Annotated in this window: 9 protein-coding genes; 2 read left to right on the forward strand and 7 right to left on the reverse strand. The window is 42.4% G+C overall.

Annotation, left to right across the window (positions count from 1 at the left end; genetic code table 11):
- Window positions 1–66: 66 nt before the first annotated feature.
- The 7 genes from H5647_RS21520 to H5647_RS21550 are packed head-to-tail and all read right to left on the reverse strand — an operon-like array spanning window position 67 to window position 11,548.
- A complete protein-coding gene (locus H5647_RS21520) occupies window positions 67–6,462 on the reverse strand; it encodes a TrbI/VirB10 family protein (protein ID WP_045861752.1) in 6,396 nt (2,131 codons plus the stop codon).
- On the reverse strand, window positions 6,462–7,004 hold the full coding sequence (locus tag H5647_RS21525) for a DotH/IcmK family type IV secretion protein (RefSeq protein ID WP_045861753.1): 543 nt from the start codon (window positions 7,002–7,004) through the stop codon (window positions 6,462–6,464). The genes H5647_RS21520 and H5647_RS21525 overlap by 1 nt, the downstream gene beginning before the upstream one ends.
- Window positions 6,982–8,895, reverse strand: coding sequence for a hypothetical protein (locus H5647_RS21530; protein ID WP_045861754.1), 1,914 nt, complete (start codon window positions 8,893–8,895; stop codon window positions 6,982–6,984). Before H5647_RS21530 ends, H5647_RS21525 begins: the two co-directional genes overlap by 23 nt.
- Complete coding sequence (locus H5647_RS21535; RefSeq protein WP_045861755.1) at window positions 8,895–9,818, reverse strand: DotH/IcmK family type IV secretion protein; 924 nt, start codon at window positions 9,816–9,818, stop codon at window positions 8,895–8,897. The genes H5647_RS21530 and H5647_RS21535 overlap by 1 nt, the downstream gene beginning before the upstream one ends.
- Window positions 9,819–9,832: 14 nt before the next feature.
- Window positions 9,833–10,570, reverse strand: coding sequence for a DotI/IcmL family type IV secretion protein (locus tag H5647_RS21540; RefSeq protein ID WP_045861756.1), 738 nt, complete (start codon window positions 10,568–10,570; stop codon window positions 9,833–9,835).
- A gap of 11 nt (window positions 10,571–10,581) precedes the next feature.
- Window positions 10,582–11,229 carry a DotI/IcmL family type IV secretion protein gene (locus tag H5647_RS21545; RefSeq protein ID WP_045861757.1) on the reverse strand — a complete coding sequence of 216 codons (648 nt, stop codon included), beginning with the start codon at window positions 11,227–11,229 and terminating at the stop codon, window positions 10,582–10,584.
- Window positions 11,219–11,548 carry a hypothetical protein gene (locus H5647_RS21550; RefSeq protein ID WP_162926477.1) on the reverse strand — a complete coding sequence of 110 codons (330 nt, stop codon included), beginning with the start codon at window positions 11,546–11,548 and terminating at the stop codon, window positions 11,219–11,221. The genes H5647_RS21545 and H5647_RS21550 overlap by 11 nt, the downstream gene beginning before the upstream one ends.
- A 292-nt stretch (window positions 11,549–11,840) precedes the next feature.
- Here H5647_RS21550 and H5647_RS21555 point away from each other — a divergent pair, with 292 nt between their 5' ends.
- Both H5647_RS21555 and H5647_RS21560 read left to right on the forward strand, forming a co-directional pair.
- Window positions 11,841–12,956 (forward strand): thioredoxin domain-containing protein, encoded by a 1,116-nt coding sequence (locus H5647_RS21555; RefSeq protein WP_162926478.1) that lies wholly within the window; start codon window positions 11,841–11,843, stop codon window positions 12,954–12,956.
- A 106-nt stretch (window positions 12,957–13,062) separates the two neighbouring features.
- Window positions 13,063–14,550 (forward strand): hypothetical protein, encoded by a 1,488-nt coding sequence (locus H5647_RS21560; RefSeq protein WP_045861760.1) that lies wholly within the window; start codon window positions 13,063–13,065, stop codon window positions 14,548–14,550.
- The last annotated feature ends 3 nt before the right edge of the window (window positions 14,551–14,553 follow it).

Consider the following 14,553-nt stretch of genomic DNA (forward strand, 5'->3'; position numbering starts at 1 on the left):
ATGCGCAACGAGGTCACGCTCTATCAACAAAATAATATAAAAAAGTAGAGATTTTCATGTTTAGAACTACTTGTCACTGCCCAATATGTCGTCGAACAGCATGATAGCCATCTCCTCTCCAGGATCTAACCAAGCTGTCGCAGGCCTATTGATATTATCTGCGAATGCATCAGCAAAACGTTCACCTACTTTACCAAATGATCTTAATACTAATTTATCTCCATCTAACCCGGTTGTTGTAACCTTGGAACCAGTAATGGAGGTTGATTCTTCTCTAGTGCCAGATTCACTCATAGCTTCAGATGTTCCCTCCAACAACGAAGAAAGGAAAAGTCCTCCATATCGATACCAATAGTGATGATCAACGTCAGAAGCCATTGCCGCAGCGGATGTTGCCGGATCGAGTGCTACACCCTTCATTGGGACGCACTCGGCGTTCCTAGGGCAAACCTTGTCGAACGTGATGACCATTCGGTCATAGACCAGTTCAAATTTACCCATCGCGGAGGAGTTATATAAAGGATGTTTAGGCGGCAACCCAACAATATCAACTACTACTTCCTTAATAAAATCACTATTAATCTGATAGGAAGTAACTGCATACAACATGGTGCCCGCCTTCTGATAAGCGACAGAGTTTTCTGGCTTTCCTGGCTTTCCTTCATCGGATTCAGGATTACCTTGTGATGCACCGCCACCAGTCAATGAAGCAATTTCCTGCTCTGAGAGACCAGAAGTTGATGTCCCTCCCACCCCAACATAACCAGGATTAACATCTCTTCCAATTACTTGTAGTGACTGGGTAACTTGATTTTTCATGCCAGCCTTAATCATCGCGTAACGTCTTTGTAAGCGCTCGGCTGAAGCCGCATCCAAGCGAATACCGCCACCCTGTTCGTTCGGCTTTTTACCAGTCGACGTGCCAGGCTTTGGAGGTGGGGATGCTTCACTAGCCTTTGGCTTCGCAGCCACAGCCTGGTTAATAGTGGGCTTTTGATCATTTCCATTAACCGTCTTACTAAACCCCGAACGGTTTGTTTTTGGCTTATCTCCAACCTTACCAGTTGTTTTATCAACTGATTCGCCGTCTTCATTTACAAAGCCGCCGTCTTCAGATAAATGGATAGCTCGATTCTCATCATCAATTAAAGGCTGTCCATTTCGATCAACTAACCTACCATCTTCAGACGTATAAACTTCCTTACCTTTAAATTTAATTGCGTTACCATATTTATTAACCAATTTTCCTTCATCATCAACAAAGACAGGTTCACCATTCACCTTCACTGGCTTCCCGTCACTATCTACTACCTGTCCATCTTCGGTTCTATAAAGATCTGTTCCTGGTATCCGTTTTAATTTTCCTCCTGAGTTCACAAGCTCACCACTTGAATCAATTAGTGTGCCGTCACTATTTGCTAACACACTCCCCTTGATTTCATTTCCGTTCCTATCAACGATATTTCCCGTTGTTGGATCCATATAGACACTGTTTCCTTCGCTATCAGTCACAGGTTTACCATTCTCGTAATACAAGCGGCCGTCGTCACCTACATAGACATCTTCGCCGTTGAACTTAATCGCCTTACCCTCCTTATCCACGAGCCTTCCATCTTCAGTCTGGTAAATATCGGAATCGCCAACTTGGCGTATCGATTTAGCAACCGATTTACCTGTGGAGTCAATTAACACACCATTACCGTTCGCTAATAACGAGTCATTAATTAACTCTCCTTTGTTATCGACGAGTTCACCCTTAGCATTGATAAAAACGGGTTTACCATTTCTGTCTGTCACGGCGTTCCCATTCTCATCAAACAACTGACCATTCTTCCCAACTTTTACTTTCTTCCCATTGAAGGTAATGGCTTTTCCGCTTTCGTCTAGTAGGGTTCCGTCACGGGACACAAATAAATCTGTATCACCTACTCGTTTCATCTCTGTTGCAGGAACGCTCGTCAGCTGGCCTTGGGTTACAGGTTTACTATCAGCCGTCAGCAAATCCTCATTTATGATATTTCCATCAATATCAACGAGCTCTCCATCCTCGTTCATATAAACTTTGCGTCCATCCGAAGTGGTAATTTCGTTACCGCTTTCGTCAACAAGCGAACCATCTGCCTTTTTAAATACATTCTTACCTTTGTATTTGACAGATTTTCCGTCCTTAGTTGTTATTTGATCAAGGCCAGCAGTAAAACCAGAATTAATATTCTCAGTCTTAACAGATTCAAACCTCGGGTCATCTACCAGCTTTCCATCTTCGTCAATCAGGCGACCTTTTGAGTCAACAAGAATGCGCTTTCCGTCAGGAGTTAGTATTTTTCTACCTTGAGCATCAGTCAGATACCCATCAGCATCTTTAAATACCTTGCTTCCGTTGAAAAGTAGGTCTTTCCCGTCTTTGGTAACAACCTTCTCGGCTCCGGTTTTTAAACCTTCTTTAACATATGTACGCTCTTCCACCACGAATGAATCATCAGTAACAACAACGCCATTCTCGTCAACAAGATCTCCGTCATCATTAACAAATATTTTTTTGCCATCAGCTGAAAGAATTTGATTTCCATCTTTATCTACTAATGAACCATCAGCTGCCTTAAATACATCTTTGCCGTTGTAGGTAATTGCAGATCCGTCTTTCGATACTAGTTTTTCACGGCCGGACTTTATCCCTGAGCTGATGGACTCACCCGTCACATCTGTTAGTAGGTTTTCTTTTATCCGGTTTCCGTTCTTGTCCACGAGATTGCCATTTTTGTCAACATACACATCCCTACCATCTGCTGTTGTTATGGCATTTCCATTTTCATCAACTAGCCGGCCTTCAGAATCCTGAAAAACCTCTTTCCCATCGAAGAAAATCGCATTCCCATTACTATCTGTCATCTGACGAACGCTGGAAACTTCCCCTTGCTTTAAGCCTCTTGCCTCTACTTTGGACAAAATATCTTCGTCAATTCTATTTCCATTTTCATCAACTAGATTTCCATGTTCATCAATAAACACCTCACGTCCGTCAGAGGTGGTAATTACCTTGCCATCCTCATCTACAACACGACCATGTTCATCTATATAGACAGATTTACCATCAACAGTTAGTGGTGATCCATCATTGGCGGTGAGCTGTTTAATTGAAGTGACACCTCCGGTAGTAAGGGATGCTTCCTTACCTTTTTTAAGACCGGAGTTCACCTTAGTTATTGATTCAGCTGTAAATCCTTGGTCATCAACGCGCTTACCATCTTCATCAACTAAATTACCCTGGTCATCTACGTAAATACGTTTTCCATCTTCAGTCAGCAACTGATTGCCATTCGCGTCAACTAGAGAGCCGTCTTTTGATTTGTAAACGTCCTTACCGTTATGCTTAATGATTTTTCCATCTTTAGTTACTAGCTTTTCTCGACCTTTTTTTAGGCCTTCGCTAATTACTTTACCGGAGGAGTCCGTCAGTATTGCCTCCGTAATTTTCTTTCCACTCTTGTCAACAATATTTCCATCAGCGTCGAGAAAGATATCTCTCCCATCGCTCGTTTTGATAACATTGCCGTTCTTATCGACTAACCGTCCAGTGCTATCAGTAAAGACTTCTTTTCCTTCATAAAAGACCGCCTGCCCATTGGCGTCCGTCAGCTGATTTATTGAAGAAACTTCACCATCTCTGACTTTTCGTACTTCAATTTTATCTAACAGTTTTTCATCGATCATTGCCCCATCTTTATCAACAAGATTTCCATTCTTATCCATATAGACTTCACGCCCATCAGAGGTGCGTATCACATTTCCATCCTCATCTAAAAGGCGCCCTTTATCATCCGAGAAGACTTCTTTGCCATTGAACAGCAGCGGACTTCCATCAGCAGCGGTAACTTGACGAACAACTTCAGTCTTACCGTTATCATATTTACTCTTGGTAGTAGTCGTAAGAAGGTCCTCAGTAATGAGATTTCCATCTTCGTCAACAAGGTCTCCATTTTTGTTCACATAAACATCTCGGCCGTCCGCAGTACGTATCGAAACTCCATTTTCGTCTACCAATTTTCCATCATCAGAAATGAAAACGTCCTTCCCTTGATATTGAATGGAATTACCAGAACTATCGGTAAGCTGCTTTCTGGTAAGAAGATCGCCGCTCTTTACGTAACGCTCGCCTGCCACTGTTAGAAGATCTTCCTCAACAATATTCCCACTTTCATCCACCATATTTCCTTCATCGTCCATAAATACACGTCTTCCATCCTTTGTGGTGATGGCATTACCATTCTCATCATATAGAGCGCCATCGTGACCTTTAAACACATCTCGTCCATTAAATTTAACTGCTTTGCCATTTTTTGTAACAACCTGCTCCCTACCAGCTACAATACTTGACGAGACGGCTCTACCTGTTTCCGTTTTAAGTAGCTCTTCGGTCACTACGTTGCCGTTTTGATCAATAAGATTTCCATTTTCATCGATAAAAACCTCACGCCCATCGCTTGTGAGAACAGCATTTCCGTCGGCATCTATGACACGCCCACTAGAATCAACATAAACCTCTTTTCCATTATGAAGAATTCGCTCGCCATTATTGGTGGTGAGTTTCTTTCTAGTGGCAAGCTCACCGTTTTTAACTACGCGCTCGCCAGCCATTAGGTCAACGTTATCAATCGCACGACCAGTCTCATCGACGATATTCCCGTTGTCGTCCATAAATACAGCTCGGCCATCGGGTGCAAGAATTGGGTTTCCGTCTGCATCATATAGACGCCCATCTTTCCCTTTGAAGACGTCCTTACCATTAAACGTTACTGGTTGGCCATCTTTGGTAACAACCCGCTCCATATCTTGCTCTTCGACTATCTTTTTCCCTGAAGACGTAAGCAAAACACCATCGGATGATGATAGGATCCCAACATTTTTTACGGCATTCCCTTGAGAATCTACAAGCCTTCCTTCTAAGGTTAGAAAAATCCGATTACCGTATTGGTCTGTAACCTTAATACGATCGTAAGTTTCCAGCCCCTGACTTCCATTATTTTGCACTGATCCGAAATCTAAAAACGTATCTTTTTTATTGAACATGATGGGCTTACCGTCCTTATCGGATAGTAATCCATCTGATGTCAGATATATGTCTGACATTCCGCGACGCTCTAAGCGACCTCGTCGTGTAATCATCTGTGCATGACGATCTAGCGCAACACCTTCTGACGTTTTTAACACTCCAGATTGAATACCGCCTTTACCTACATCTACCCTTAGCGCTCCCTTCTCTGTTAAATACACCTCAGCTCGGCTTCGGTTAAAAACTGGCTGGCCAGACTTAGTTAGCAGCTTTTGTCCCGGTCCAACTCTCACTTCTGAACCGTAGTGTGTTATGGGTAAACCATGCCCATCTACCAAGTAGTTGGATTTGGTTCTAAAAATGTCACTGTTCCCAATTTTTTCAATATTTACTAACGGGCGTGTTAATTTCCCCTCATTGTCAATCATGATGCCTTCATAGGAAAACAATACCCCGGGCTGCTTAAATTGTTGACCTGAGACATTTACAAGATGCCCATTTGTATTTTGATAAACAGTTTGCTGCTCCCAAGCCACATCCATCGCGTTGCGATTTAAAAGTTTCCTTTCATCATTTTGATACACATATGCGCCGGAATGGCGAATTGGCTTTCCATCCATGGTTACTAGCTGGCCTTCAGAGGTGATGTAGATATCTGAACGAGCAACTCGCTGCATATTTCCAGGACGAATAGCTAACCGTCCGTCAGACATATATAATTCACCTGAAGACATAGTTAGGTCTCCTAGAAGAGGTATTTTCTGTGTCTTACGATCAATCATTTCACCAGCACTTGATAAGTACAGTGGTTCTTTATCCTTCGTTAAAAATGCGATACCTTTCTCATCAAGCAGAGCTCCGGTCGTATCCATGTGTATCGGGCTAGAACGAAAAACTAAAGGCTTTCCGTTTTCGCCCATTAATTGTCCGCTTGTGGATATATAAATATCTGATTTTTCTACACGAAGTAAATCACGCGATGACTTATCACCGGAAACTAATCCAATGCGGCGTATTGCGTCTTCCAATTGCTTTTCATCAATTGTGCACCCACAGTTTTCAATATCCTTTCCTGCTTCGCCGGCCTTCGGCTCTTCATCAAAAGTAAATGGTATTGCTACCCCACCGTCCTTAGATTGTGCTTGGTCATATCGCTGCTTATTCTCTGATCGCTTTGCAGCTTTGTATACTTCTGATGTTTTTGCATCAGCTTCAACCTGCACAGAGGATGCATCAACGACACCCGTAGAGATTTTGACCTCGGTATTTGGCTTCAGATACCCATATGTAAGAAATATCCCTACAGCCACAATAACAAGTATTGTCACGCCAACAAGAATCGGACCGCGTGCTTCTGGAGAACTTATTCCGCGTCTTTTTACTGTTTTTTGCTTGATTGGTTCATCGCTCATTACTTCACTCCCCGTTTAATCGTAATTTTCTTTTCATATCCATCAGAAGATGTCATAACTAAAATTGGCATATCATTTAGTCGATATGCAGTGTATCCAGAGGGGCCATGATGTATCCCTCTAGGCAGAGGCGACGACGGGCTGTAAATAGTTCGGATAAATAAACTCTCTTTAAAACGCCATGCCTCAACATTAGAATCTGAAGTTTCCATTTTCTCGTAGTTTTCGGGAGCTATACCTAAAACAATATCCTTTAGAACCGAATCGGACGCGACATTATCAATTGTAAATACCGCCTGCCCATTGGCGTCCGTCAGCTGATTTATTGAAGAAACTTCACCATCTCTGACTTTTCGTACTTCAATTTTATCTAACAGTTTTTCATCGATCATTGCCCCATCTTTATTAACAAGATTTCCATTTTCATCGATAAAAACCTCACGCCCATCGCTTGTGAGAACAGCATTTCCGTCGGCATCTATGACACGCCCACTAGAATCAACATAAACCTCTTTTCCATTATGAATGGATTCGCTCGCCATTATTGGTGGTGAGTTTCTTTCTAGTGGCAAGCTCACCGTTTTTAACTACGCGCTCGCCAGCCATTAGGTCAACGTTATCAATCGCACGACCAGTCTCATCGACGATATTCCCGTTGTCGTCCATAAATACAGCTCGGCCATCGGGTGCAAGAATTGGGTTTCCGTCTGCATCATATAGACGCCCATCTTTCCCTTTGAAGACGTCCTTACCATTAAACGTTACTGGTTGGCCATCTTTGGTAACAACCCGCTCCATATCTTGCTCTTCGACTATCTTTTTCCCTGAAGACGTAAGCAAAACACCATCGGATGATGATAGGATCCCAACATCTTTTACGGCATTCCCTTGAGAATCTACAAGCCTTCCTTCTAAGGTTAGAAAAATCCGATTACCGTATTGGTCTGTAACCTTAATACGATCGTAAGTTTCCAGCCCCTGACTTCCATTATTTTGCACTGATCCGAAATCTAAAAACGTATCTTTTTTATTGAACATGATGGGCTTACCGTCCTTATCGGATAGTAATCCATCTGATGTCAGATATATGTCTGACATTCCGCGACGCTCTAAGCGACCTCGTCGTGTAATCATCTGTGCATGACGATCTAGCGCAACACCTTCTGACGTTTTTAACACTCCAGATTGAATACCGCCTTTACCTACATCTACCCTTAGCGCTCCCTTCTCTGTTAAATACACCTCAGCTCGGCTTCGGTTAAAAACTGGCTGGCCAGACTTAGTTAGCAGCTTTTGTCCCGGTCCAACTCTCACTTCTGAACCGTAGTGTGTTATGGGTAAACCATGCCCATCTACCAAGTAGTTGGATTTGGTTCTAAAAATGTCACTGTTCCCAATTTTTTCAATATTTACTAACGGGCGTGTTAATTTCCCCTCATTGTCAATCATGATGCCTTCATAGGAAAACAATACCCCGGGCTGCTTAAATTGTTGACCTGAGACATTTACAAGATGCCCATTTGTATTTTGATAAACAGTTTGCTGCTCCCAAGCCACATCCATCGCGTTGCGATTTAAAAGTTTCCTTTCATCATTTTGATACACATATGCGCCGGAATGGCGAATTGGCTTTCCATCCATGGTTACTAGCTGGCCTTCAGAGGTGATGTAGATATCTGAACGAGCAACTCGCTGCATATTTCCAGGACGAATAGCTAGCCGTCCGTCAGACATATATAATTCACCTGAAGACATAGTTAGGTCTCCTAGAAGAGGTATTTTCTGTGTCTTACGATCAATCATTTCACCAGCACTTGATAAGTACAGTGGTTCTTTATCCTTCGTTAAAAATGCGATACCTTTCTCATCAAGCAGAGCTCCGGTCGTATCCATGTGTATCGGGCTAGAACGAAAAACTAAAGGCTTTCCGTTTTCGCCCATTAATTGTCCGCTTGTGGATATATAGATATCTGATTTTTCTACACGAAGTAAATCACGCGCTGACTTATCACCGGAAACTAATCCAATGCGGCGTATTGCGTCTTCCAATTGCTTTTCATCAATTGTGCACCCACAGTTTTCAATATCCTTTCCTGCTTCGCCGGCCTTCGGCTCTTCATCAAAAGTAAATGGTATTGCTACCCCACCGTCCTTAGATTGTGCTTGGTCATATCGCTGCTTATTCTCTGATCGCTTTGCAGCTTTGTATACTTCTGATGTTTTTGCATCAGTTTCAACCTGCACAGAGGATGCATCAACGACACCCGTAGAGATTTTGACCTCGGTATTTGGCTTCAGATACCCATATGTAAGAAATATCCCTACAGCCACAATAACAAGTATTGTCACGCCAACAAGAATCGGACCGCGTGCTTCTGGAGAACTTATTCCGCGTCTTTTTACTGTTTTTTGCTTGATTGGTTCATCGCTCATTACTTCACTCCCCGTTTAATCGTAATTTTCTTTTCATATCCATCAGAAGATGTCATAACTAAAATTGGCATATCATTTAGTCGATATGCAGTGTATCCAGAGGGGCCATGATGTATCCCTCTAGGCAGAGGCGACGACGGGCTGTAAATAGTTCGGATAAATAAACTCTCTTTAAAACGCCATGCCTCAACATTAGAATCTGAAGTTTCCATTTTCTCGTAGTTTTCGGGAGCTATACCTAAAACAATATCCTTTAGAACCGAATCGGACGCGACATTATCAATTGTAAATACCGGCTGTGCCTTGGCTTGCGGACCCTCCTTATCAATTTGCAAAATTGGGGAAGGGTGATACTCGTCAGTGTTATTCTGCATAGTTACAGTAATTGTTGTCGAAAGGTCCGCTAAAGAGATATTTAAGTTAGTGGTGCCGACTTCACGTTTTGCATCAACTCTCACGATATTTGCGTAGGCATGACCATCGACCTTTGCAACGGCATAATCGGTGTCATTTCCATGCATGATTGATGTTATCGGCCAAGGTTGTCCTGTCGAATCAATTACGTTAATTGTAGAGGTATGGAAAGGAGCTACTCTAATTACAATTGGTTTCGCTCCTGGTTTAGTCGACACAGGAATAATATCGGTTAACGCCGTGGGCTGCTTATTGTCGTAAAGCACGTTGTCCAAGGCTTTTTTTGTTTCTTGAAGCCTTTTTAGCTGATTTGGAGTTGTTGGATACATCTCTTCAATTAGAGCTTCAAATGCCCGTTCAGATAGCTTTGCAGTTGGCACATCGTCTGCTGCTGTTTTGCCAGATGTAATCTTGTGCAAATCATCGTATCCTTGGCCACCTTCTTCTGCTGTGGAAATATTCACGACCAATAAACAACCCAACGCTAAATATTTTATCTGTTTATTCATGTTTGCAACCTTCCTCACTCGGAGCCCAATTCTTTGGCCAAATATTTGGAAATTACGACGCCCGAAAGATTTCGAGTTCGAGATGTCCGCTCGATAACAATCGTTGCAAGCATTTCTGTACCGTTGGCAATATATTCGCCGCCACCCACAAACTGAGTGATTTTCATTTCAACCACCCATGTGAATTTGCCTCCGGTTTCTTTGGCGCTAACTATTTTTGGCGCCTCTTTTGGTTCTGCCCACATAACCAATCTATCAGAGCGGATTTTCTCTAAACTCTTGGAAGACTTGAGTGCTTTTTGATATTCATTAAAGGCGTTGATTGTAAAATTCGATCGGAGTGTTTGGATGTGGTCGTCATAGTCGGTAAATGTCAGGCTATGAATATCAAGTATTTTATCTGCAGCCCAATTTGAAACTTCTGTATTGGTAAGAGATGGCTTTCTGATAGATTCCAGTTTTACTACACGCCCATCTTCATCCATTAGATAGCTTAGAGCCTCCGGCGGTCGCGCCATAACATACGCCAACGCAAAAGATACCGAAGCAGCACAAACTGTTGAAAAAAGAAGAGCATATAGCGATATTTTCGCAAAGCTTCGATACCACTCTTTGTTGTCTAGCACCACATGTGACGAAGACGGTGCTGTACACTTTGGGATTCCTCTCGGAGCGGTTGCTCGTATTCCCTCTTCAATTTTATCTCGTTTTTCCGCATGCTTTTCTTTAGCATCAATAATATTTTCGGACATCTATATCCCCTCTATTGGATTACACCAAATACACGTATTTTCAAACCTTCTATAGCCTCGTCTCGTCTCGTCTGCTCAACCGTTATGGATACAATCTTCTTAACAGTTTTAGGCGTGTCGGAAGCCCCTTGTATTGTTTGGAGTATCGGCATTTCTATTCTCCAATTCTTATTTCCGTTTAACGAGTAACTCTGCAGTAATCTCGGTGTATCTTGATTTATAGCAGTGATAATAAGGCCTTCTTCTCGCAGAGTTTCTGTAACCTTATTTTCGATTAGGGAAAGCTGGTACTTCATCCAACCGTCACCAACAAAGTATTGCTTCCGTCGGCGAATCTGATCTGCATAGCTATTAAAACTCAACGATAAGAGCTCGCTTGCTTTATCGCGAGCCCAATGCATTGCCTGCCGATCAGTTACATCTGGATTTCGATAAGGAGTAATGCGTTCTGTTGAGCCGTTGTGGTCGTTCAAAAAAGTGACTAGCTCGAAGGAACCTGAAGCCTTAACAAATAAATACAAAGCAATCAGTGCGGTATAAAAACCAAGACTCGCCGTACCAAGTAAATACAGTCGAATTCGCTTCGCCGTTTCTACATTTTGATTTTGTATCTCCGATATTTCCTCTTCGCTATATTGCAGACTTAAACTATCTTCCATTCGAAACCTCCAATCGTTCGGAGCGCCTAACTATCGTCACGGCACTTCCTTGAAGTAAATACGATACACATTGAAGTATCTCTCGATTACTTTCCTTGCTGTACTCCAACCAATCTTGAGGAAAAACGATCTGACATTCGATTCGCATTGCGTCAGATTTTATAAGTGTGACGGCCAAACCAATAACGACTGTGGACCCTGGTACCAACCCCTTATTCCCGTAACAATTTGACGAGTTCATATCTATATTTTTTCCTACATGCCGCTGGATAGCACATAGAACACCATTGAGTACTGACACCTGTTCTTTATCAGACATACCGAAAAACTCATGCGGATAGTCAATAGTTGGCATCAATCCCGTTTTAGTAATCTTTATCACTGAAGGAAGAGCAAATGAAAATTCATTTAAGGTTACGTCAGTCATGTAAATCTCTCAGCATCTTGTAGATGACAAAGATTATTTAGAACACAACCCCTGGCGGCAATAAAAAACTGCACTTTTCGACATTTTTATATGCGTCACATGCCTTTCTCTTATTTATTATCTACATAACGGTTCTGCATAGCTGTCATACATGCAGCTCAAACGCATCATGAGGATATTTATTTTGAAACTAACAAAATCCACAGTTAAGTTTATTTTTCTGGTTCCTATTTTTTTCCTATCATCCGCAGTTCTTATGTCGTGTGATAGCAAGACCAAAACTACACCAATTCAGATACCGCAATCAGAGCTATCGCGCTCTATACATTCTACTGAGCAAAAGAAAGCCGCGGCGCTGCTTGTTCATTACTTTGGCGGTGACATGGTGATTGAAAAAACTGAACATGGACCCGCCGGATCGCTGGTGATAATTGCGAGATCCCAAAATGATGGAGAATTGAAGAATCTTTTTATGCTACCCGACCAGCAGCACATAATCGAAGGCACCCTGTATTCACCTCACATGACACGATCTCAAATTACGAAGTCGCATAGCAATATTGCTGCTTCTAGAGCATCTATGACTTCAAAGGTTTCCTTATCAAGAGATGAAATGCGTGAGAAAATATCAAGTGCGATTAGAGCCGGGGGAAGCTCCGAAGACATAAAAGCGGCAACTCAGAATGCTGTTAGCACTAGAGTGGAAAAAACATCCGCTGCAAAACGGGATCACAATAAATTGCTAGCTGCAACTATTGGTGACGATACTTTGCCTCAGACAGCCGCTCTGCCTCGTAACAATACAGTGGTAGATAAAGAGGCCATTTTTAACCGCATTGAAAATGCTGATTGGATTAGCGACGGGACGAGCAATAACATTATTTATGTGTTTTATGATTTAACTTGTAGCGCATGTTTAGAGGTTCATGGGTACTTAGATGAATATATAAACTCCGGCGAATTACAAGTCAGGTATCTTCCGGTAGGCGCCCTGGGTCCCGATGCCCTAATCAGAGCATCACTAACTTTAATGCCCACCAAAAATGATTCGCGTCTTAAATTTCTGAAATTATTATCAAGCCGTGGTCCCGTCAACGAATTAGTCAAAGGTATACCGCCAGCACCAGAAGACGCACAAAAACGAGGGCATAGTGCCGCTCTTAGCAACTTGAATATCTTAGTTTCTACTCAACGCGTCGCCACACCTACATTCGCCTACAAGATCAAGGGGGTTGCTCAGATCTCTGTTTTAACTAGTCGAGAGCAACTTAGACAGGTTATCCAAAACCTAGATGAGTGATGCTGCTGCATATATAGAGCAATGATCACTTAAGTCTATTCGCTTTTATTTTGGGAGTTGATAGATTAAATATATGGCAATCCGTATTGAATACTGGTCTTGAGTTATGGAACGTATAGTCGTCGAAAAAAGCAATATCACCCCAGTCATCGAAAACTGGCAACAGACTGTCGAAAACTATAAAGAACATGCTCTTAGCTTGTCGTCTGTTCGCTCAGGTGCGGTAAAGCCAGATGATGCGATGAAATGGCTTGAAGTCGCATCGAAGCTGTACCCTGATACGGCAGTTGAGAGATTACTTAATCAGGTCTCGGGTTTTGGTGCAAAAGATATGCGCACTCTTATTGCGGACGACAGACAAGAATATTTCCCTACAGATTCCGCCAATGAGGTTTATGATCGTAAGCGATTAAAAACTATAACTCCGCCCAATGGGCCGGAGTCAGAAAAGGAAAGGATTCTTACAAGTATAGCTCGCATAGTACTTCAGCAACGGTATGGTCTTGATCGTGACTTAGATACTGAAGGCCTCATGGCAAAACCAAGTCTTGGTGGTAAAGCCGAGTGGTTAGTTGGAAAGCCAGCCCTAGTAGGTAGACTAGGAAACGAATCGCTATTATTCGACATACAATTCAGCGACTCCCCGAACGAGATATCCCAAGCAGATCAAATCAGACTGCATTATTACGATTTAGTCGCTAATAATGTCGGACGTGCGCCTCATCAACTGAATTTAGCAAAGGTGCACATTAGCCCAAATATGGCAGAAACACTTGTCGCTCTTGCTGGCCTATCGAAATCGGCTGAAAAGTCATTAACAGATATCGTAAAAAACTTTGAGAGCTTGCCGAGAGATCAATTTCATATAGAAGTGCATCAAGTAGATAAGCAGCCAGAAATCTACAAAGAAATAATTGCCTCAGGTCAACGCCATTGGGGAGCTGTTCTTAAAAATGGCGAACCAATGCAACATCAAGACCCCCCCCTTGTTTTAAATGATGAAAAAAGAGAAACCTATATTGAAAACGCTAAAGAATTTATAGCCGCCGCCCAAACTGTAAAAGCGGCTGAGGAGCTGAGAAAACAATCCATCAATAAATTTGTCGAGTCAATGCGTGGGTACGATATATCGGACAATTATTCTCCACCTCATTTAGGTGCTTTATTAAGAAAGTACGACCATTTCGATGCTGAATCAGCGGCCTCATACCTGCAGAAAAATATGGGAATCGATCCGGCACACTTAAGAAAGCCAGAGCTGAATGTTGAACTTCTTGGTAAAGCCTTTGAACGAATGGGAGGTGATATCAATCAATTTTATGAAAGTGGATCGGCCGATAAAAAAGCTATTGAAACAGTCGCAGAAGACATTGGATTAGATCTTTCAGCTTTCTACACAAGGCAAATGAAGGTCATTGTAAACCCAAAAACAAGAGGCCCTATCCACGAAGCTATTTCGGATATTCGAGACTCTGCCACTGAACTGATTAAGGGTGTGAACGAACAATTATCGCAGTCAAATTTGGTTAACGCAAAATCTCTATCCGGCGCATCGGATATTCCCTCACCTAAGCAAAATACACTAAAGGTATAGAAG

This window comes from Teredinibacter purpureus (assembly GCF_014217335.1).
GTDB lineage: Bacteria > Pseudomonadota > Gammaproteobacteria > Pseudomonadales > Cellvibrionaceae > Teredinibacter > Teredinibacter purpureus.

Excerpts from the sequence above, each read along its gene's own strand:
- H5647_RS21550 (WP_162926477.1), bottom strand. The coding sequence starts at position 11,548 with ATGTCTGATAAAGAACAGGTGTCAGTACTCAATGGTGTTCTATGTGCT.
- H5647_RS21520 (WP_045861752.1), bottom strand. The coding sequence starts at position 6,462 with ATGAGCGATGAACCAATCAAGCAAAAAACAGTAAAAAGACGCGGAATA.
- H5647_RS21525 (WP_045861753.1), bottom strand. The coding sequence starts at position 7,004 with ATGGCGAGCGAATCCATTCATAATGGAAAAGAGGTTTATGTTGATTCT.
- H5647_RS21540 (WP_045861756.1), bottom strand. The coding sequence starts at position 10,570 with ATGTCCGAAAATATTATTGATGCTAAAGAAAAGCATGCGGAAAAACGA.
- H5647_RS21545 (WP_045861757.1), bottom strand. The coding sequence starts at position 11,229 with ATGGAAGATAGTTTAAGTCTGCAATATAGCGAAGAGGAAATATCGGAG.
- H5647_RS21530 (WP_045861754.1), bottom strand. The coding sequence starts at position 8,895 with ATGAGCGATGAACCAATCAAGCAAAAAACAGTAAAAAGACGCGGAATA.
- H5647_RS21560 (WP_045861760.1), top strand. The coding sequence starts at position 13,063 with ATGGAACGTATAGTCGTCGAAAAAAGCAATATCACCCCAGTCATCGAA.
- H5647_RS21535 (WP_045861755.1), bottom strand. The coding sequence starts at position 9,818 with ATGAATAAACAGATAAAATATTTAGCGTTGGGTTGTTTATTGGTCGTG.